At 68.0% G+C, this 19,009-nt stretch carries 14 protein-coding genes and 1 pseudogene; 9 read left to right on the top strand and 6 right to left on the bottom strand.

Annotated elements, in window-relative coordinates; all coding sequences use genetic code 11:
* Positions 1-35: 35 nt before the first annotated feature.
* From AC5Y5Z_RS04915 to lysX, 4 genes are all read right to left on the bottom strand, one after another.
* Positions 36-908 (bottom strand): DMT family transporter, encoded by an 873-nt coding sequence (locus AC5Y5Z_RS04915; protein ID WP_463825246.1) that lies wholly within the window; start codon positions 906-908, stop codon positions 36-38.
* A gap of 71 nt (positions 909-979) precedes the next feature.
* Entirely contained in the window at positions 980-2,689 is a 1,710-nt protein-coding gene (locus AC5Y5Z_RS04910) for a serine/threonine-protein kinase PknH/PknJ (RefSeq protein WP_499923701.1), read from the bottom strand.
* The gene (locus tag AC5Y5Z_RS04905; protein ID WP_463825248.1) at positions 2,682-2,930 is read right to left on the bottom strand and encodes a hypothetical protein; all 249 of its coding nucleotides are present in this window, start codon (positions 2,928-2,930) and stop codon (positions 2,682-2,684) included. The genes AC5Y5Z_RS04910 and AC5Y5Z_RS04905 overlap by 8 nt, the downstream gene beginning before the upstream one ends.
* Positions 2,931-2,976: 46 nt before the next feature.
* The gene (gene lysX / locus AC5Y5Z_RS04900) at positions 2,977-6,357 is read right to left on the bottom strand and encodes a bifunctional lysylphosphatidylglycerol synthetase/lysine--tRNA ligase LysX (protein WP_499919154.1); all 3,381 of its coding nucleotides are present in this window, start codon (positions 6,355-6,357) and stop codon (positions 2,977-2,979) included.
* Between the two features lie 349 nt (positions 6,358-6,706).
* Here lysX and infC point away from each other — a divergent pair, with 349 nt between their 5' ends.
* The 4 genes from infC to AC5Y5Z_RS04880 all read left to right on the top strand — a co-directional run bounded on the left by infC (position 6,707) and on the right by AC5Y5Z_RS04880 (position 8,829).
* Positions 6,707-7,297 (top strand): translation initiation factor IF-3, encoded by a 591-nt coding sequence (gene infC / locus AC5Y5Z_RS04895; protein WP_463825461.1) that lies wholly within the window; start codon positions 6,707-6,709, stop codon positions 7,295-7,297.
* Between the two features lie 42 nt (positions 7,298-7,339).
* On the top strand, positions 7,340-7,534 hold the full coding sequence (rpmI, locus tag AC5Y5Z_RS04890; RefSeq protein WP_463825250.1) for a 50S ribosomal protein L35: 195 nt from the start codon (positions 7,340-7,342) through the stop codon (positions 7,532-7,534).
* A 79-nt stretch (positions 7,535-7,613) separates the two neighbouring features.
* Positions 7,614-8,003 carry a 50S ribosomal protein L20 gene (rplT, locus tag AC5Y5Z_RS04885; RefSeq protein ID WP_499923700.1) on the top strand — a complete coding sequence of 130 codons (390 nt, stop codon included), beginning with the start codon at positions 7,614-7,616 and terminating at the stop codon, positions 8,001-8,003.
* Between the two features lie 10 nt (positions 8,004-8,013).
* Positions 8,014-8,829, top strand: a complete 816-nt coding sequence (locus tag AC5Y5Z_RS04880; RefSeq protein WP_463825252.1) for a TrmH family RNA methyltransferase — start codon at positions 8,014-8,016, stop codon at positions 8,827-8,829.
* Here AC5Y5Z_RS04880 and AC5Y5Z_RS04875 read toward each other — a convergent pair.
* Complete coding sequence (locus AC5Y5Z_RS04875) at positions 8,782-9,837, bottom strand: oxygenase MpaB family protein (RefSeq protein WP_463825253.1); 1,056 nt, start codon at positions 9,835-9,837, stop codon at positions 8,782-8,784. The genes AC5Y5Z_RS04880 and AC5Y5Z_RS04875 overlap by 48 nt on opposite strands.
* A gap of 204 nt (positions 9,838-10,041) precedes the next feature.
* Between AC5Y5Z_RS04875 and AC5Y5Z_RS04870 the strand changes: the two genes are divergently transcribed.
* The 5 genes from AC5Y5Z_RS04870 (at position 10,042) to AC5Y5Z_RS04850 (ending at position 18,349) form a co-directional block, all read left to right on the top strand.
* The gene (locus AC5Y5Z_RS04870) at positions 10,042-10,950 is read left to right on the top strand and encodes an adenylate/guanylate cyclase domain-containing protein (RefSeq protein ID WP_463825254.1); all 909 of its coding nucleotides are present in this window, start codon (positions 10,042-10,044) and stop codon (positions 10,948-10,950) included.
* A 9-nt stretch (positions 10,951-10,959) separates the two neighbouring features.
* Positions 10,960-11,772, top strand: a complete 813-nt coding sequence (locus AC5Y5Z_RS04865; protein WP_499923698.1) for a rhomboid-like protein — start codon at positions 10,960-10,962, stop codon at positions 11,770-11,772.
* Between the two features lie 168 nt (positions 11,773-11,940).
* Positions 11,941-12,984, top strand: coding sequence for a phenylalanine--tRNA ligase subunit alpha (gene pheS, locus AC5Y5Z_RS04860; protein ID WP_463825256.1), 1,044 nt, complete (start codon positions 11,941-11,943; stop codon positions 12,982-12,984).
* Positions 12,984-15,473: a phenylalanine--tRNA ligase subunit beta gene (gene pheT / locus AC5Y5Z_RS04855; protein ID WP_499923697.1), complete on the top strand. Its 2,490-nt coding sequence runs from the start codon at positions 12,984-12,986 to the stop codon at positions 15,471-15,473. The genes pheS and pheT overlap by 1 nt, the downstream gene beginning before the upstream one ends.
* A gap of 299 nt (positions 15,474-15,772) precedes the next feature.
* The gene (locus tag AC5Y5Z_RS04850; protein WP_499923694.1) at positions 15,773-18,349 is read left to right on the top strand and encodes a PE family protein; all 2,577 of its coding nucleotides are present in this window, start codon (positions 15,773-15,775) and stop codon (positions 18,347-18,349) included.
* A 101-nt stretch (positions 18,350-18,450) separates the two neighbouring features.
* Here AC5Y5Z_RS04850 and AC5Y5Z_RS04845 read toward each other — a convergent pair.
* Positions 18,451-19,009: pseudogene (locus AC5Y5Z_RS04845) on the bottom strand (methyl-accepting chemotaxis protein); the annotation flags it as partial.

The raw sequence follows: 19,009 nt of genomic DNA, 5'->3' as shown, positions 1-19,009 counted from the left end.
GCCTGCTGCCGCACGCACCGGCAGTGGGCCGGATCTCACCGAACCAGCGGTTGCCGAGCCGCTTCCTCGGTCTGAGCGCCCTCGCCGCGGCCCAGCGCGACGGTGGCCGCCAACATCGCCGCCACCGCGGCCGGCAGCGCGACGACGCCGACGCCGTGCACGGTCAGCACTTCGCCCAGCACGATCACGCCGAGCAGCACCGCGACCACGGGTTCACCGACCAGCATGATCGGTACCGAGGCCTGGAGCGCGCCGGCCTTGAAGGCCCACTGCTGCAACACGGTCACCAGGATCGCCAGCGCCACAAGCAGATACGGCGCCGGGACGGTGAGCAGGGCATGCCAGCCGCCCGCCCCGAACCGATGGGTGCAGGTCTTGGTCAACACCGCGATCATGCCGAGGCCGACCGCCACCGCAACGCCCAGCGCCGCTGCACGGGTCCGGCCGGTGGTGCGGCGGGCCACAAGCACGCAGACCACGACGGCCGGTACCGCGACAGCGAGCGCCATCGTCCACGCCGGCACCGGCGGCCGGTAGTGCCCTTCCCGCGGTTGACCTACCAGCACGAAGACCGCCAGGGCGGCCGTCAGCAGTGTCGCCCACGCCCACTCGGCCCCGGTCACCCGGTCGCCGGACCGCCGGGCGCTCAGCGGCAGCACGAACAGCAGCGACGACACCAGCAGCGGCTGCACCAGCAGCAGGGAGCCGTGCGCCAGTGCCATGGCCTGAAATGCGTAACCGGCACCGGCGGCGGCTGTCCCGGCCCACCACAACCGGTCGCGGAGCACGGCCGCCGCGCTCGCGTGATCCTCCCCGGGTCGTTGCAGGGCTGCTTGTCGCACCACGATGCCCACCGCCGCGACCAACGACGCGAGCAGCGCCGAGCCGATCGCAGCAGCGTGCGACATCAGCCAATCCATGTCCGGGACATACCCCTTACGTCAATAGGTGACTCAGCCCGGTCAGCGAGAGCTCAGGATCACTGGGGTAGTTTGGCGGCCATTTGATTGGCGATCAGCCTGGCCTGGTTGACGGTTGCGGGTGCGCAGACGTTGACATCGAAGACCACATTGGACGCCGCGCTCAGCACGTGCTGGCAGATCACCGAACTGCCGGCCAGCGTGCGCTGCATCGCGATAGACGGTGGAGTGCCGCTGACGTCCCGGAACGTCCACTGCGAGGTCTTACCCTGGTTGACCTGAGTCACGGTCTTGCCGGCGCAGTAGCGCCACGACTCCGCCTGACCAGCGACGAATGCGAGCGCCTGGTCGGCCGAGGCGAAGATGACCCCGCCCTGCACCACCACGTAGCCCGGATCGGAATTCGGCTTCTTCAAGAGTTGCGCCAGCATCCCGGTGTAACCACTGCTCTTGTAGGTCCGCGTCTGATAACCGATGAGCGGCCCGAGGCATCGTTCATCGGACAACGAGTTCTCCGGTCCCGGGTCCTTCATCTCCGTCACGTTGTGGTCGACGACGATGCCCGTCGTGAATACCAGCGCGTCGATCTCCGTTGGGCTGAGCAGCAACGAATCTAGTTGTGCAGCAGTAACTGTCGGTGCCGCCGAGGTTGTGGTGGCAATTGTGGCGGTGCTGGTGGCGGTGGTGGTCTCACGGCCTACCGGTGGCCCGCCGCTATTGTCGTTGCGGTTCACGGCGACCCAGCTGCCGGCACCGATCAGGGTCAGCACGACCACCAGCGCGGCGGCGGGTATGAGCCAGCGTCGGCGCTGCGGGGCCGGTTGCCATGGTGGAGGCGGTGGCGTCGGCCAGTGCCGGGGCACCGGACCGCTGGGCGGCGGAGCGTAGTGCTGGCTGTGGGCGATCATGGTGGCTGCGCGGTCCTGGTCCGGCGCGCTGAGCGCGTGGTTGGCGGCGCGGGCGAGGTCTCCGGCGGTCGGGTAGCGGGCCTCGGGTTCCTTGGCCATGCCGCGCGCGATCACGTCGTCGAAAGCCCTCGGCACGCCGCGGCCCACCTGGCTCGGCTGCGGGATCGGTTGCATCAAATGCGCGGCCATCAGGGCGCTGAGGTTCTGCGTCTGGTACGGCGGCACACCGGTGAGGCACTCGTAGAGCACGCAGGCCAGGCCGTAGATGTCGGAGCGGTAGGTGGTCTCGTCGTCGGAGAACCGTTCGGGTGCCATATAACGCCAGCTGCCGACCGCGGTCCCTGTCCTGGTGAGCTGCTGATCCGTTGCGGCGGCGGCGATTCCGAAGTCGACCAGGTAGGCGAAGTCGTCGCCGGTGATCAGGATGTTCTCCGGTTTGATGTCGCGGTGGATGACCGCGGCGCGGTGCGCAGCGTCCAGCGCGGCCGCCACCTGGGTGATGATCGCCACTGCGCGCGGCGGCGGCAGTGCGCCGGTGCGCTTCAGCAGCGATCCGAGGTCCTCGCCCTCGATGAAGCGCATGTCGATGAACAGCTGGCCGTCGATTTCGCCGTAGTCGTGGATCGGCACGATATGTGGTTCCTGCAGACGCCCCGCGGTATGGGCTTCGCGTTGCATGCGCCTGCGGAATACTGCATCGGAGTTCAACTCCCGGGACATCAATTTGAGCGCGACAGTGCGGTCTTTGACCGTGTCATGGGCCTCGTAGACCTCGCCCATGCCACCGCGTCCCAGTAGTCGTCCGAGTCGGTAGGGTCCGAACTGCAGACCCGCGCGCGAGGTCGGGACGGTGTCACTCATCGGTGCGCATCGACTCCCGGATCTGCGCCAGGCGCTGGGCGGCGGCCCGCTGGCGCTGCTCGTACTCGTCTGCGACGGAGCGGCCCTCGGCCGTCTCGGCTGCGAGTTCCTCGGCGCCCAGGGCGGCGCCGTAGCGGTTTTCGATCTTCTCCCGCACCGAGTCGAAGGTCGGCACGCCGGACTTGTCGTAGCCGACGTCGGGCGGTGGCTCGGCGTCGGGAGCAGACGGTTGCTCGGGCATGCCCGATAGGTTACTTGCCCCGGTTATCGGCGATCCGGATCACGAGCTAATGCGGCTTGGCCAGCGGGAAGGGCAGCGTCTCGCGGATGCTGCGCCCGGTGATCAGCATCACCACCCGGTCCACGCCCATGCCCAGCCCGCCGGTGGGCGGCATCGCGTATTCCATCGCCTGCAGGAAGTCCTCGTCGAGCTCCATCGCCTCGGGGTCGCCGCCGGCGGCGAGCAGGGACTGCTCCTCGAGGCGTCGCCGCTGTTCCACCGGATCGGTGAGTTCGCTGTAGGCCGTGCCGAGCTCGACCCCCCACGCCACCAGGTCCCAGCGTTCGGCGACACCGCGTTTGCTGCGATGCGGTCTGGTCAGCGGGGACACGGAGGTGGGGAAGTCGGTGTAGAACGTGGGTTTCTCGGTGCGGTCCTCAACCAGGTGCTCGTAGAGCTCCAGCACCACCGCGCCGGCGTCCCAGTACCCCCGATACGGGATGCGGGCGGCGTCGGACAGCTTGCGCAGCTTGGCCAGACTGGTGTCGGCGTCGATGTGCTCGCCGAGGGCTTCGGAAACCGCGTCGTGCACCGTCTTGACCGGCCAGACTCCGGAGATGTCGACCGGCTCGAGCCCGCCCGAGCTGACCGAGTCATCCTGGCTTCGGGGCCGCATCGCGGTCTGGGCGCCGTTGGCGGCCTCGGCGGCGTTCTGGATCAGCTCACGGCACCCGTCGACCCAGACCATGTAGTCGGCGTGCGCCTGATACGCCTCCAGCAGGGTGAATTCCGGGTTGTGGCTGAAGTCGACGCCTTCGTTGCGGAACGCCCGGCCGAGTTCGAAGACCCGTTCCACGCCGCCCACGCAGAGCCGTTTGAGGTAGAGCTCCGGGGCGATGCGCAGAAACAGGTCCATCGTGTAGGCGTTGATGTGGGTGACGAACGGGCGGGCGGTGGCTCCACCGTGCACCTGCTGCAGGATCGGTGTCTCGACCTCGATGAAACCCTTGGCGAACAGCGTCTCGCGGATCGAACGCAGCACGGCGCTGCGCGAGGTGATCAGGTCGCGCGATTCGACATTGACGGCCAGGTCCACATAGCGGGTCCGCACGCGGGCCTCGGGGTCGGTCAGTCCCTTCCACTTATCCGGCAGCGGTCGCAGGCATTTCCCGATCAGACGCCAACTGGTCACGATCAGGGACCGGGTGCCCTTGTCGCTGAAACCCATGTGGCCGGACATCTCCACCAGGTCACCGAGATCGATCGCGGCGTTGAAATCAGCCGCACGACCCTGTTGCAGACGGGAATTGTCCAGCAGCACTTGAATTTCACCGGTCCAGTCGCGCAGCTGCGCAAACAGCACGCCACCGTAATTGCGCACTCGCAAGATCCGGCCCGACACCGAAATACTGGTCTCGTCGTCGGCATCGAGCGCCGCGACGACGGTGTGGGTCGGCGGCTCACCCACGGGGTAGGCGTCAATGCCGTTGTCGCGCAGTTTCTTCAGCTTCGCCAGGCGTACCCGCACCTGCTCGGGCTGGCGCCGCCGGCCGTCCTCGGTCTCGGGTAGGTCGTCGACTTGCAGGCCGCTGATGTCCGGCGCGGTGCCATCGGGGTGCAACAGCCCGGACTCCGCCAGTCGCTGCGGCACGGCGGGATGGTGGCCGGTGTGCACCTTGTCGCGTCGGGTGAACGGCAGCGAGAGGAAACCCTCGGCCAGCGCTGAAGCGACACCGACCTTCGGCATCAACCGGGCATCGTCATAGCAGGCGTAACGGGGCACCCAGTCGGGCTGGTACTTCATGTTGGAGCGGTAGAGCGTCTCGAGTTGCCACCACCGCGAGAAGAAGACCAACAGCCCGCGCCACAACCGGGCGACCGGTCCGGCGCCGAGTTGCGCGCCCTGTTCGAACGCCGCCCGGAACATGGCGAAGTTCAGCGAAATGCGGTTGATACCAAGGGTTTCGGCACGCAGAGCCAACTCGCTGACCATCAGCTCGATGGTGCCGTTGGGGGACTGGCGAGAACGCCGCATCAAGTCCAGGGAGACGCCGGTGCTGCCCCACGGCACCATCGACAGCATTGCCACCACCTGGTGGTTGGGGTCGATGGCCTCCACCAGCAGGCAGTCGGCGTCCGCCGGATCACCGAGCCGGCCCAGTGCCATGGAGAAACCGCGCTCGGTTTCGGTGTCGCGCCAGGCATCTGCCCGGGCGATCGTCTGCGCCATCTCTTCTTCGGAGATGTCGCGGTGGCGCCGGATGCGAACGCTGAGCCCGGCCCGGCGCGCCCGCGTCACCGCCTGACGCACCCCCCGCATGTCGGGTCCGGACAACTTGAAATCAGCGGGGCGCAGAATCGCCTCGTCGCCCAGCTCGAGCGCGTTGAGTCCCGCCTCACGGTAGATCTGCGCCCCCGCCGAGCTGGCACCCATGACGCCCGGGGACCAGCCGTAGGTCTGGCACAGCTGCAGCCAGGCTTCGACGGCCTGCGGCCACGCCCGCGGGTCGCCCACCGGGTCGCCGCTGGCAAGGCAGACACCGATCTCGACCCGATAAGTGATGGCGGCGCGCCCGCTGGGGGCGAAAACCACTGATTTGTCGCGGCGGGTGGCGAAGTACGCCAGGGAGTCGTTCTTGCCCCACAACTCGACCAGCCCGCGGATCGCCGACTCGTCCTCGCCGGTCAGGGCATTGTCGGCGCGCTGGGACATGAACAGCACGATCGTCGCCGCAATCAACGCGAAGGCGCCGAAGAGCCCGAAGATCGCGTTGAGGAAGACGTGCGGGCGCCCGGTGAACAGTTCGGGATCGGCCACGCCGAAGCCGATCACGCGGTTGACGACATAAGGGAGCCGGTCGCCGGGCGCGAGGCTGCCGGGGAACATCTCGACCAGGCCCCACGACGCGAGGATGCCGATCGCACCACCGGTCACCAGCACCGCGGCCGCCCGCAGCAGCGCGCCGCGGCGCACTTTGGCCCAGAACTCCCGGTAGCCCAAGACCAGCAGGACGATCGTCACCACGTGGAAGGCAAAGCCGAGGTTCTCGCCGAACGCCTCAGCCGGGGTGTTTCCACCGGCGGCGATGTCGGCGGCGTTCAGCACGGCGTGGACCGCCATGTTGCCGAGCAGCACCAGCCAGGCGATGCGCTTGCGCGCGGCCAGCGCCGCGGCCAGCAGGGCCAGCACGAACGACCAGGCGAAGCTGGTGTCGGGGAAGTTGAACAGGTAGCTGTTGATGAACACCCGCGGCGCGTGGATCAGGTAGCGGATCAGCGGCGAGACGCTGGCCAGCAGCGACACGGTCGCGATCACGCCGACCGTCCAGCCGGCTGCGGCGGGCAGCCAGTGGTACCGGGAACGCGCCCGGCGCGCCGAATGAGCCTTAGTGAGTGTCACAGACGGCGAGGATATTCGTTGAGACCGGGAAAATCCTGAGCATGCCATCCCCTCGCTAAGTGGCGCGTTGCCGAGCCCACGCATTACTGCTGTTAGACTGACTGCTGCGACCATCCCGGCCACGGCCAGGGAACGTTAAGTGGAGTCCCACTCCCACCGGTGACCACGAGCAGGCGTCTGAGCCAGTTTGCAGGTTATCCGGTCCGGTCACAGGCATTTTCCGAGATGTCTGTTCTGCGTTTCGGCGCGGGCGGTTTGAGTGATTTCAGGCCGTGACCGGTCGGCATTGGGCCCTGCTGCTGCAGGGCTTTTTTGCTGATGGTTGGTGTCCCCTCCGCTGTTCCCGGCCCGGTACCGGCCTGGGCCGCGTGGAATAGCAGCCAACGAGGGAGGCCCCATCAGCACTGAGACCCGCGTCAACGAGCGCATTCGCGTGCCTGAAGTTCGATTGATCGGCCCTGGCGGAGAGCAGGTAGGCATCGTGCGTATCGAAGACGCACTTCGCGTCGCCGCGGACGCCGATCTCGACCTTGTCGAAGTTGCTCCGAACGCCAGACCACCGGTCTGCAAGATCATGGACTACGGCAAGTACAAGTACGAGGCGGCGCAGAAGGCGCGCGAATCGCGCAGGAACCAGCAGCAGACCGTCGTCAAGGAACAGAAGCTGCGACCCAAGATCGACGACCACGACTACGAGACGAAGAAGGGCCACGTGGTCCGCTTCCTCGAAGCCGGCTCGAAGGTCAAGGTGACCATCATGTTCCGCGGACGCGAGCAGTCCAGGCCCGAGTTGGGTTACCGACTGCTGCAGCGTCTGGGAGCCGACGTCGCCGAATACGGATTCGTCGAAACGTCGGCCAAGCAGGACGGCCGCAACATGACGATGGTGCTGGCACCGCACCGCGGCGCGAAGACCCGCGCCAAGGCGCGCCACGACGGCGAGCCGGGCGCCGTGCCCGCCGACGACGACACGCCGTCGGCCAACTAACTGCCAGTACAACCTCGAAGAACCAGAAGGAACCGAAGAATCATGCCCAAGGCCAAGACCCACAGCGGGGCCTCGAAGCGGTTCCGGCGCACCGGCACCGGGAAGATCGTCCGCCAGAAAGCCAACCGCCGGCACCTGCTCGAGCACAAGGCGAGCAAGCGCACCCGGCGACTGGACGGTCGCACCGTCGTGTCGCCCAACGACGCCAAGCGGATCAACTCGCTGCTCAACGGCTGACCGCGCGTCGTCCCATCCACCGACCTCGGGCTGGCGTCAGCCCCCGACCGATCACGTTTGAACGAGAGTAGGAACCCCCATGGCACGCGTAAAGCGGGCGGTCAACGCCCACAAGAAGCGGCGCAGCGTCCTGAAGGCATCGAAGGGCTATCGCGGTCAGCGATCCCGGCTCTACCGCAAGGCCAAAGAGCAGCAGCTGCATTCGCTGAACTACGCCTACCGTGACCGCCGCGCCCGCAAGGGCGAGTTCCGCAAGTTGTGGATCTCGCGGATCAACGCCGCAGCACGTGCCAACGACATCACCTACAACCGGCTGATTCAGGGTCTGAAGGCAGCGGGTGTCGAGGTGGACCGCAAGAACCTCGCCGATATCGCGATCACCGATCCGGTCGCGTTCACCGCGCTCGTCGAGGTGGCCCGCGCCGCGCTGCCCGGGGACGTCGACGCCCCGTCGGGAGAAGCTGCCTAACCTGCCGGCCGTGCTCACGGAACGCTCGGCGCGGGTGGTCGCCGCGGTGAAGTTGCACCGCCAGGTCGGCCGCCGCCGGGCGGGACTTTTCCTGGCCGAAGGCCCGAACCTGGTCGAGGCGGCGCTCGCGCGCCGTCTGATCCGGGAGATCTTCGTCACCGAAGACGCCGCACGGCGCCACGAAGGCTTGCTCAACGGGCCGCAGGTGCCGGTGCACCTGGTGACCGAGCGGGCCGCCAAGGCGTTGTCCGAGACCGTCACCCCGTCCGGGTTGGTCGCGGTCTGCCGGATCCCGGACACCGGGCTGGACGAGGTGTTGGGCACGTCCGCTCGGCTGGTGGCGGTCGCCGTGGACCTCGGCGAACCCGGCAACGCGGGCACGCTCATCCGGATCGCTGACGCGATGGGCGCGGCTGCGGTGATTTTCACCGGCCACAGCGTCGACCCCTATAACGGCAAGTGCTTGCGCGCCTCCACCGGCAGCATCTTCGCGGTCCCCGTCGTCGTCGACCCGGACGCGGCCGGGGTACTGACCCGATTGCGGGCGGCCGGTCTGCAGGCGTTGGCGACGACGATCGACGGCGAGACCTCGCTCGACGACGCCGGTGCACTGTTGGGCGAGCCGACGGCATGGTTGTTCGGCCCGGAATCCCACGGCTTGCCGACCGACATTGCCCGACGGGCCGACCACCGGGTGCATATCCCGATGTCCGGGGGAGCGGAGAGCCTCAACGTCGCAGCTTCGGCAGCGATCTGCCTGTATCAGAGCTCGCGTGCATTACGCGGCGCGGGTGCGTCCCCGGGAGGGCCGCAAGCCCGCGATTGACAGCGTGCTGTGCATCAGCGATCCCGCGCGTTCCATCAGCGCGCGGGCCGGGTCCAGCGGCGAGGGGAGCCGGGTGCTGGGCCGCGGCGGGAAGTAATGCATCGGTAGGCCGCGCCGGTCGCGCGGCGGCGCCACAAACCGGGGTGCCTCGACCAGCGGCGCGTCGCTGCGGATCTGTCCTGCCGAGCGACGGTAGGCGGCCAGCGCGCGCGGGTGCAGCCGGATCTCGTCGGGCACGGCCAGAAACGCCAACTCGACGACCTTGCCGAACACCCGCAGCAGAATTTCGTCGCCGGGCGTCCAATGCATGCCCGCCTTCTCCCGGACGGCCGGCTCGAACAGGCCCGCGGCGATCCAGCGCTGACCCGCCACCAGCGGTCGGAAGATCTGGTCCCATACGGGCGTGGGCATGAGCACGAACTTCGGTTTCGGAATCCGGATGTTGAAGATGTCCAAGGTGGCCTGGTTGATTTCCAGCTCCTCGCGGCCAACCCGCTCCCAGTACTCCTGGAACTCCTCCCATGACTTGGGCACTGGACGCATGCTCATCCCGTACAGCTGATACCACTGCACGTGCTCATCGAACAGCTGACGCTTCTCAGCCTCGGTCAGCCCGCCGCAGAAGTACTCGGCGACCTTAACCACCAGCATGAAGAACGTGGCGTGCGCCCAGTAGAACGTTTCCGGATTGAGCGCGTGATAGCGCCGGCCCGCGTTGTCGACGCCTTTGATGGTCGCGTGGTAGCCCCTGATCTGGCTGCCGGTCTGCGACGCCCGGTCGCCGTCATAGACCACTCCCATGATCGGATAGACCGACCGAGCCACCCGTTGCAGCGGTTCGCGCAACAGGATCGAATGCTCCTCGACCCCCGCACCCAGCCCCGGGTACATGTTCTGGATCGCTCCGATCCAGACGCCCATCATTCCGGTGCGTAGGTCTCCGAAGTATTTCCAGGTCAGCGAGTCGGGCCCGAGAGGGTCAGCCGCTGTCGTCGATGTGGCAGTCATCACGGCCTCCAAAGCGCCAATGTGGCCTCACGATAAGCGTTGACAACACGCGTTGTCCACGATTTGAACATATGTGTCGCATCTGTGTTATGGACTCTCCATAGCCCCGCCGCACCCGCGTGATCAGCGCATTTGCCTCATTCTTCAACACGTGTGGCACGGACCTCGTTGCCGGGGTGAGCCGCGAGCACCTAACCTGGCCGAGTGGAGGACGGGCCAGACGAACCGCAGTCCGGCGGTTCCGGCGACACTGCGACAGCGGTCAAAGACGCCCCCCGGCGACGGTCCCCGGCGAAATGGCTGAGCAGCACCAACCGCAGCCCCGGTGTGGTCGGGTTCGTCAAGCGCGCCCGGCGGTTGCTGCCCGGCGACCCCGAGTTCGGCGATCCGCTGTCCACCGCCGGCGAGGGCGGGCCCAGTGCCGCCGCGCGGGCCGCCGACCGGCTGCTGGGGGACCGCGACGCCGCGTCCCGCGAAGTCAGTCTGGGCGTGCTGCAGGTCTGGCAGGCGATGACCGAGGCCGTCTCGCGACGTCCGGCAAACCCCGAAGTGACGCTGGTGTTCACCGACCTGGTCGGATACTCCACCTGGTCGCTGGAAGCCGGGGACGACGCGGCCCTCACGTTGCTGCGGCAGGTGGCCCGCGCGGTGGAATCCCCGCTGCTCGACGCGGGCGGCCACATCGTCAAGCGGATGGGCGACGGCATCATGGCCGTGTTCCGGCGTCCCGGCACCGCGGTCAGGGCGGTGATGGCCGCTCAGGAGGCCATCAAAGACGTTGAGGTTCAAGGTTATTCGCCACGTATGCGGGTCGGGATCCACACCGGCAGGCCGCAGCGGCTGGGCTCGGACTGGCTGGGCGTCGACGTCAACATCGCCGCGCGGGTGATGGAACGCGCGACCAAGGGCGGCGTCATGATCTCCAGCCCGACTCTGGATCTGATCCCGCAAAGCGAGCTCGACGAACTCGGTGTCACCGCGCGGCGAGCGCGCCGACCGATGTTTTCCAGCAAACTCACCGGTATCCCGCCGGACTTGGCGATCTATCGCCTCAAGACTGGCAGGGACTTGTCAGCCGGTGATAACACGGATGAGACAAACGCCCGGGCATAGTGGGAGCTGATGTTTGCCCAAATCTTCGCCCGACTGTCCCGCGTACGTATCAGCGCGGGCTATGTGGCGATCCTGTTCGCGGTGAGCACCACAATGCTGGTCATCAGCCCGCAGGCGCACGACCGGATCATCCGTCACGCCAGCACCAACCTGCACAACCTCGCGCACGGGCGGTTGGGAACCCTGCTGGGCAGCGCGTTCGTCGTGGAGGCCGGTCCACTGTATTTCTGGCTGCCGTTCCTGACCTGTTTGCTTGTCCTGGCCGAATTGCAGCTGCACTCCCTCCGGTTGGTAACCACCTTCCTGATCGGCCACATCGGTGCGACGCTGCTGGTCGCCGCAGCGCTGGCGGCGGCGGTCAAAGAGGGTTGGATGCCGTGGTCGATCACCCGAGCCAGCGACGTCGGCATGAGTTACGGCGCGCTGGCGGTGCTCGGCGGGTTGACCGCGACAATCCCGCGTTCCTGGCGGCCGGCGTGGATCGTCTGGTGGCTGGCGGTCGGCCTGTCCGCGGCCGTCGTGGGCGGGGAGTTCACCAACGCGGGCCACGCCATCGCCCTGATCCTGGGCATGTCGATCGGCCTGCGATTCCGGGTGCCCGCCCGCTGGACGCCGGTGCGTTGCCTGATGCTGCTCAATTCTGCGGGCTTCGGCTTCCTGGTCCTGGCGCACAGCATGGTCGGGATGGCCATCAGCGCAGTGCTGGGAGTGATCGGTGCAGTGGCGGCCCACCTCCTGGCTCGTCGGTTCAGCCCCGGGACACCGCCGCAGCCCGTGGCCGCGGGCGCCCTGGACCAGCCACTGCCGGGGGTCAGCGCCTGACGATCGGCGCGCGCTGTGGTGATCTCTGACACAACATCGCATGACTTATGATCGGCAGTTGCGTCATACCCGTGTCGCAAACCTCATCGCCGCTGATGCGGGCCGCGTTTGGGCCCACCGCACGGGGTAGTGGCCAACCAGCCCCGTCAGCAAGGAGAGTGCCGTCGCGTGGGTGACCAACCCGTCGATCTGTCGCCGGATGCGTTGACGCGGGCGCTTGAGGCCGCGCGATCAGCCATCGCCGCCGCCGCCAGCCTGGATGCGCTCGCGCACGCCAAGACCGAACACCTCGGCGATCGGTCACCGCTCGCGCTCGCCCGGCAAGCGCTGGGCGCACTGCCCAAGGATGAACGCGCCGACGCCGGCAAACGCGTCAACATCGCGCGCGGGGAGGCGCAGCGCGCCTACGACGAGCGCCTGGTTGCTTTGCGCGCCGAGCGGGACGCGGCCGTGCTGGTCGCCGAGCGTATCGACGTCACGCTGCCGTCGACGCGGCAGCCGACCGGTGCGCGGCACCCGATCACAATTCTGGCCGAGCACATCGCCGACACCTTCGTCGCGATGGGCTGGGAGCTGGCTGAGGGGCCGGAGGTCGAGACCGAGCAGTTCAACTTCGACGCGCTGAACTTCCCGCCGGACCACCCCGCCCGCAGCGAACAGGACACCTTCTACATCGCGCCGGAGGATTCGCGGCAACTGCTGCGCACCCACACCTCCCCGGTTCAGGTGCGCACGCTGTTGGAGCGGGAATTACCGGTGTACATCATTTCGATCGGGCGCACCTTCCGCACCGACGAACTCGATGCCACCCATACGCCGGTCTTCCACCAGGTGGAAGGTCTGGCGGTGGACCGCGGGCTGACCATGGCGCACCTGCGCGGCACTCTGGACGCGTTCGCGCGCGCCGAATTCGGGTCGCTGGCCCGGACCCGGATGCGCCCGCACTTCTTTCCGTTCACCGAACCCTCCGCCGAGGTCGACGTGTGGTTCGAGGGCAAGAAGGGCGGCGCGGACTGGGTGGAGTGGGGCGGCTGCGGCATGGTGCATCCGAATGTGTTGCGCGCCGCAGGAATCGACCCGCAGGTCTACTCCGGGTTCGCTTTCGGGATGGGTCTGGAGCGAACCCTGCAGTTCCGCAACGGTATTCCCGACATGCGCGACATGGTCGAAGGCGACGTCCGGTTCTCGCTGCCGTTCGGGGTAGGTGCCTGATGCGGGTTCCGTACAGCTGGTTGCGCGAGGTGGTCCGCGCCGGTGCCCCGGATTGGGAGGTCAGCTCCGCTGAATTGGAGCAGGCGCTGGTCCGGGTGGGTCACGAGGTCGAAGAGGTGCACACGCTCGGCCCGGTCGACGGGCCGCTGCGGGTGGGCCGGGTGGCCGAGATCGAGGAGCTGACCGGATTCAAGAAACCCATCCGGGCATGTCTGGTGGATGTCGGCGCCGATGCACATCAGGAAATTATCTGCGGTGCAACGAATTTCGCGGTCGGCGAGCTGGTTGTCGTGGCACTACCCGGGGCCACCCTGCCCGGGGACTTCACCATCGCCGCGCGCAAGACCTACGGGCGTAATTCCCACGGCATGATCTGTTCAGCCGCCGAACTCGGTTTGGGCACAGATCATTCCGGGATCCTGGTGTTGCCTCCGGGAACCGCCGAACCCGGAGCCGACGGTGCGGCGGTGCTCGGTCTCGACGACGTCGTCTTCGATCTGGCCATCACCCCCGACCGTGGGTACGCCATGTCGGTGCGCGGCCTGGCTCGCGAGATCGCCTGCGCCTACGACCTGGACTTCGTGGATCCCGCCGCGCAGGTCGCGCCGTTGCCGGTCGACGGGCAGGCCTGGCCGCTGACGGTGGACCCCGCCACCGGGGTGCGCCGCTTCGCGCTGCGTCCGGTCACCGGCATCGACCCCGTCGCGGTGTCACCGTGGTGGCTGCAACGACGACTGCTGCTGTGCGGCATCCGGGCCACGTCACCGGCCGTCGACGTCACCAACTACGTCATGCTCGAACTCGGCCACCCGATGCACGCGCACGACCGGAGCCGGATTACCGGTGGCTTCGCCGTCCGTTTCGCGCGGCCCGGTGAAACCGTCGTCACCCTCGACGACATCGAGCGCAAGCTCGAACCCGCCGACGTCCTGATCGTCGACGACGTCGCAACCACCGCGATCGGCGGCGTCATGGGGGCGGCCAGCACCGAGGTCCGTGCCGACTCCACCGAGGTGCTGCTCGAGGCCGCCGTCTGGGATCCGGCGGCGATTTCGCGCACCCAGCGTCGACTCCATCTGCCCAGTGAGGCCGCCCGCCGGTACGAGCGCGTCGTCGACCCGGCCATCTCGGTGGCCGTATTGGATCGCTGCGCCCAACTGCTGGTGGAGATCGCCGGCGGAACGGCCGAACCCACACTGACCGATTGGCGAGGCGACCCACCCGTCGCGGATTGGGCCGGTCCGCCGATCACGATCCCCGCCAACCTGCCCGACCGTTTCGCCGGGGTGAGCTACCCGCCAGGGACCACCGCGCGGCGTCTGACCCAGATCGGGGCCCGGGTGGACGCAGCAGGCGACGCCCTGACCGTCACGCCGCCCAGCTGGCGTCCGGACCTGCAGCAGCCCGCCGACCTGGTTGAGGAGGTGCTGCGGCTGGAGGGCCTGGAGGGCATTCCGTCGGTGCTCCCGGCGGCGCCCGCGGGTCGCGGGCTCACGGCCAAACAGCAGCGGCGCCGTGCGGTCGGCAAGTCGCTGGCCCTGTCCGGCTACGTCGAGATCCTGCCGACGCCGTTTCTGCCGGCCGGGGCATTCGACGTGTGGGGGTTGGCGGTCGACGACCCCCGCCGCAACACCACCAACGTGGTCAACCCGCTGGAAGCCGACCGACCGCAGCTGGCCACCACGCTGTTGCCGGCGTTACTGGAAGCATTGAGCCGCAACGTATCCCGCGGTATCGGCGATCTGGCGCTGTTCGCGATCGCGCAGGTGGTGCAACCCACCGAGCACACCCGCGGCGTCGGGTTGATCCCGGTCGATCGCCGGCCCACGACAGCCGAGATCGCCGCACTGGACGCGTCGCTGCCGCGGCAACCCCAGCATGTCGCCGCGGTACTGGCGGGGCTGCGCGAGCCGCGCGGCCCGTGGGGGCCGGGTCGTGCCGTCGAAGCCTCCGACGCGTTCGAGGCGGTGCGGATCATTGCGCGCGCCAGCGGAATCGAGGTCACGCTGCGGGCGACGCAGTACCTCCCGTGGCATCCGGGTCGATGCGCTGAAGTGCTTATCGGCGACACCCTGATCGGTCACGCCGGGCAGTTGCATCCCGCCGTCATCGAGCGCGGGGGCCTCCCGCGTGGCGCCTGCGCGCTGGAGTTGAACCTGGACGCGATCCCCACCGCTGGGGTGCTGCCGGCACCCCGGGTGTCACCGTTCCCGGCTGTGTTCCAGGATCTGAGCCTGGTGGTGTCCGCCGACGTGCCCGCGCAGGCGGTGCAGGACGCCGTCCGTGCAGGTGCGGGCGAACTGCTCGAACACATTCAACTGTTCGACGTCTACGTCGGTGCGCAACTCGGCGACGACCGCAAATCGCTGACGTTCGCGCTGCGGTTCCGCGCGCCCGACCGCACGCTGACCGAAGACGACGCGAGCGCGGCGCGGGACGCGGCGGTGCGGGTTGCGGCCGAGCGGGTCGGCGCCGTTCTGCGCGGTTGATTACATGGTTGCCGAATTGAGGCCGATGCTGCGAAATCAATTGTTCTTCGTCCGAACTGCAATGATCCAGTCGCGAACTTGACGGATCTCCGCTGGGCTCGCTTTCGAGCCGACGAGCCTGCTGCCTTCCCTAGTTGATCCCCTCAGGTCCGCGCAGTGGCGCAGCACGCAGTTGGTATGCAGCAATTCGCGAGGTGCCAATCCAAGTAAATTCCCGCGCATTGTCGGGAGTCGATTTAGGCTGCGATACACCCTGAGACAGATCAGGCGAACTCTGCAACGAAGCGAGGAAGCCAACAATGTCGTACTTGGTTGCAACGCCAGATCTGTTCACCGCGGTCGCTGACAATCTGGCCGGAATTCGCACGGCACTCGGCGACGCCGCTGCCGCCGCGGCGGCCCCGACGACGACGTTAGCGGCTGCCGCGGCTGACGAGGTGTCGGCGGCGGTTTCCCAGCTGTTCGGGATCTACGGCCAACAGTTCCAGTCGCTCAACGCGCAGGCCTCGGCGTTTCACGCCCAGTTCGTGCAGACCTTGAACGCGGGTGCGGCCTCGTACGCGGCCGCTGAGGCGGCCAACGCGTCGCAGGCCCTGGCCGCAGCCATCAACTCACCCGCCGAGACACTGTTGGGCCGCCCGCTGATCGGCAACGGCGCGGACGGGGCTGCGGGAACCGGGTCAGGCGCGGGCGGCGACGGCGCGCCGGGTGGGCTGCTGTTCGGTAATGGCGGCAAGGGCGGGGCGGGCGGTCCCACGAATGGCGCCGGCGGCAACGGCGGTGCGGCGGGGTTGTTCGGCAATGGTGGTGCTGGGGGCACCGGGGTCGGTGCCGGCGCCGGAGGCCGAGGCGGCACCGGTGGATTGTTCTACGGCAACGGAGGCGCTGGCGGGGGCAGTGGCACGGGCGCGGCCGGCGCCGGCGGCAGCGCCCTGTTCTTCGGCAACGGCGGCGGTGGTGGCGCCGGGCCGTCCGGCGGCGCAGCCGGTCAGGCCGGCCTGTTCGTCGGCGACGGCGGCAGCGGCGGGGCCGGGACCGGAGCCGCCGGGGCGGACGGCGGGTTCATCGGTAGCGGTGGTGCCGGCGGATCCAGTACGACGGGTCCGGCTGGCAACGGCGGAAACGCCTTCTTCGGCAACGGCGGCGAGGGTGGAACGAGTACCGCCGGGGCCGGCGGCAGCGGCGGAGACACGTTGGTCGGCAATGGGGGTGCCGGGGGATCGTCCGGGGGTACCGGCGGTGCGGCCGGTGGTGCTGGCGGCAATGTCGGGATTTTGGGATCTGGTGGCAGCGGAGGTGGCGGTGCCGCCAGCGGCGCCACCTTGGGAATCGGTGGACCCGGTGGCGCCGGCGGACGGGGTGGAAACGCCGGACTGCTGTACGGCGACGGGGGTGCCGGTGGAGCTGGCGGAAACGGTGGCACCACGTCCGGACTGGCACTGACAGGTGGTAATGGCGGCATCGGCGGTGCTGGTGGCAGCGCCGGCCTCATCGGCAACGGCGGCGCCGGGGGGTTCGGCGGCACAGGCGGACCCAGCACCTCCAGCCTCTTGGGCGCCCTGTCCGGCGGGACCGGCGGGTCCGGCGGCCAGGGAGGTGCCAGCGGGTTGCTCTATGGCACCGGCGGTAGTGGCGGCGACGGCGGCATTGGTGGGACTACCGCCAGAGGCAGCCAACCCGGTGGCACCGGCGGTGCGGGTGGTTCCGGCGGAGCCAGCTTCCTGGTTGGTGGTGGCGGAACCGGTGGGGAGGGTGGGACCGGGGGATCTCACACCGGGACTGGTTCTCAGGCAGGCACTGGCGGTACTGGCGGCGCCGGTGGTAACGGCGGTGACGCCGCCATTGCCGGGAATGGTGGAGACGGCGGCCCGGGCGGCGGTGGTGGCGCGGGTGCTGCCGGGGCCGGCGCCAAGGGAGGCGGCGGCAACGCAGGTTCCGCCGGTCTGCTCTTTGGGCAGAGCGGCGCTCCCGGGGCCGCAGCGGTAGCTGCCGGCTTGGGCGACAGCATTCCGATCCTTGAACCGTACGAGAATTTGTTCAACAACACCGTTGCCAACCTGCGAAGCATCGGCAGCAGTTACCTGGCCGACCCTTCGCCGTTCCTGCAGCAGATCCTGGCTAACCAGTACGACTATGGGCGGCTGACGCTGACGTCGCTCACCAATGCGACGCGCGACTTCTCGATTGGGGTGGCGGGCATACCCTCCAGCCTGCAAGTGGCCTTCCAGGACCTTCTGGCGGGTGACACCGGTGGCGCGGTGCGCGTCGTCGGAGGTGCACTGCTCAACACCCTGATCAGTGGCCTCGACACTGCGGACCTGTCGAACATCAAGCTGGTCGGGACGCTCGGTGACCTGTTGCCCATCTTGAGCATCCCGGGTGAGTTCGCGCAGAACGTCACCAACGTGATCGACACCGTGCTGGACACCAATATCGCCGCGGCGATCAACACCACGACGCTGAGCGGCAGCATCACGTTCGGCTTGCCGCTGGCGCTGGCCGTCGATGCCCTAGGAGCACCTCTCACCAGCACGATAGCCACGGTCAGTAGCGCGACAACTTTCGTCAATGCCGTTCAGGCGGGCAATTTCGCGGCGGCTTTGACCACACTTGTCGAATCGCCGGCAATCATCACCGACGCCTTCCTCAACGGTGAGGCGACGCTGCCGCTGGCCTTGGCGCTACCCGGATTGCCCCCGGCAACAGTCGGTGTTCCGATCGGCGGCATTCTTTCGCCGCTACGACCGTTCACCGCGACAGTGACGGTTTCCCCGTTGCCGCCGATCACCATCGTGCTCGGTGGTACTACCGCTGGTGGCATCGTTCCGGCGCTGCTGAACTACGCGCCCGCACAACTCGCGCGAGCTATCGCGTAGTAGATCTGCAGTTGAGCGACGAGTTCGAGCTGCAGGATTCCGTTGAGCTGCCAGTGGCTTGAGGCCCGGCCAAACCCACAAATGGCGGCCGGGCCTGTCGCCTAACCCACGTTCAGGCCGAAGCTGGCATTGATCGCGGCCTGAAGAGCCAACTGCAAGTTAGTCAGTGCGGCATTACCGGCCAGGGCCAAGCTGAGGGCGACGTCATCGAGCGAACCCAAGAACGCACCGCCAGTCTGAGTCAAACCGTTGAGCGCACCCTGCAGGCCTGCTGTCAACGCCCCGCCGGTCTGGCCAAACCCGGCAAGACCAGCATTGATGCTGCTGTTGAGGGCTCCACCGAAGACGGAGGCGACCTCGTTGGCGGCATCCAGCCAGATGTCAGCCAGGGCGAAACCAGTTCCGGTACTACCGCTCAGAGCGCCGAGGAGATTGGCCGTCAGATTCGCCCCGGTCTGCGTGAGCCCCGTCAGACCAGCGCTCAAGCTTGCCGCCAGAACCTGACCAGAATTGACCACACCTTCGAGTCCGGCGTTGAAGGCACCCGACAGCGCTGCGCCGAGGTTCGCCGCGACCTGTGCGCTGACGTTGAGCGACGCGCTCAGCATCGGCAGAGCTGGGAAGTTGAAGGTCGGGAGGGTGAAGTCGAAGTCGAATGGC

This window comes from Mycobacterium sp. NGS29 (assembly GCF_059812965.1).
Note: the sequence above shows the minus strand (reverse complement) of the source record. Positions and strands in the feature narration are given on the sequence as shown.

Excerpts from the sequence above, each read along its gene's own strand:
- rpmI (WP_463825250.1), top strand. The coding sequence starts at position 7,340 with ATGCCCAAGGCCAAGACCCACAGCGGGGCCTCGAAGCGGTTCCGGCGC.
- lysX (WP_499919154.1), bottom strand. The coding sequence starts at position 6,357 with ATGGCATGCTCAGGATTTTCCCGGTCTCAACGAATATCCTCGCCGTCT.
- AC5Y5Z_RS04865 (WP_499923698.1), top strand. The coding sequence starts at position 10,960 with ATGTTTGCCCAAATCTTCGCCCGACTGTCCCGCGTACGTATCAGCGCG.
- AC5Y5Z_RS04850 (WP_499923694.1), top strand. The coding sequence starts at position 15,773 with ATGTCGTACTTGGTTGCAACGCCAGATCTGTTCACCGCGGTCGCTGAC.
- AC5Y5Z_RS04915 (WP_463825246.1), bottom strand. The coding sequence starts at position 908 with ATGTCGCACGCTGCTGCGATCGGCTCGGCGCTGCTCGCGTCGTTGGTC.
- pheT (WP_499923697.1), top strand. The coding sequence starts at position 12,984 with ATGCGGGTTCCGTACAGCTGGTTGCGCGAGGTGGTCCGCGCCGGTGCC.
- AC5Y5Z_RS04910 (WP_499923701.1), bottom strand. The coding sequence starts at position 2,689 with ATGAGTGACACCGTCCCGACCTCGCGCGCGGGTCTGCAGTTCGGACCC.
- AC5Y5Z_RS04905 (WP_463825248.1), bottom strand. The coding sequence starts at position 2,930 with ATGCCCGAGCAACCGTCTGCTCCCGACGCCGAGCCACCGCCCGACGTC.
- rplT (WP_499923700.1), top strand. The coding sequence starts at position 7,614 with ATGGCACGCGTAAAGCGGGCGGTCAACGCCCACAAGAAGCGGCGCAGC.
- AC5Y5Z_RS04875 (WP_463825253.1), bottom strand. The coding sequence starts at position 9,837 with ATGACTGCCACATCGACGACAGCGGCTGACCCTCTCGGGCCCGACTCG.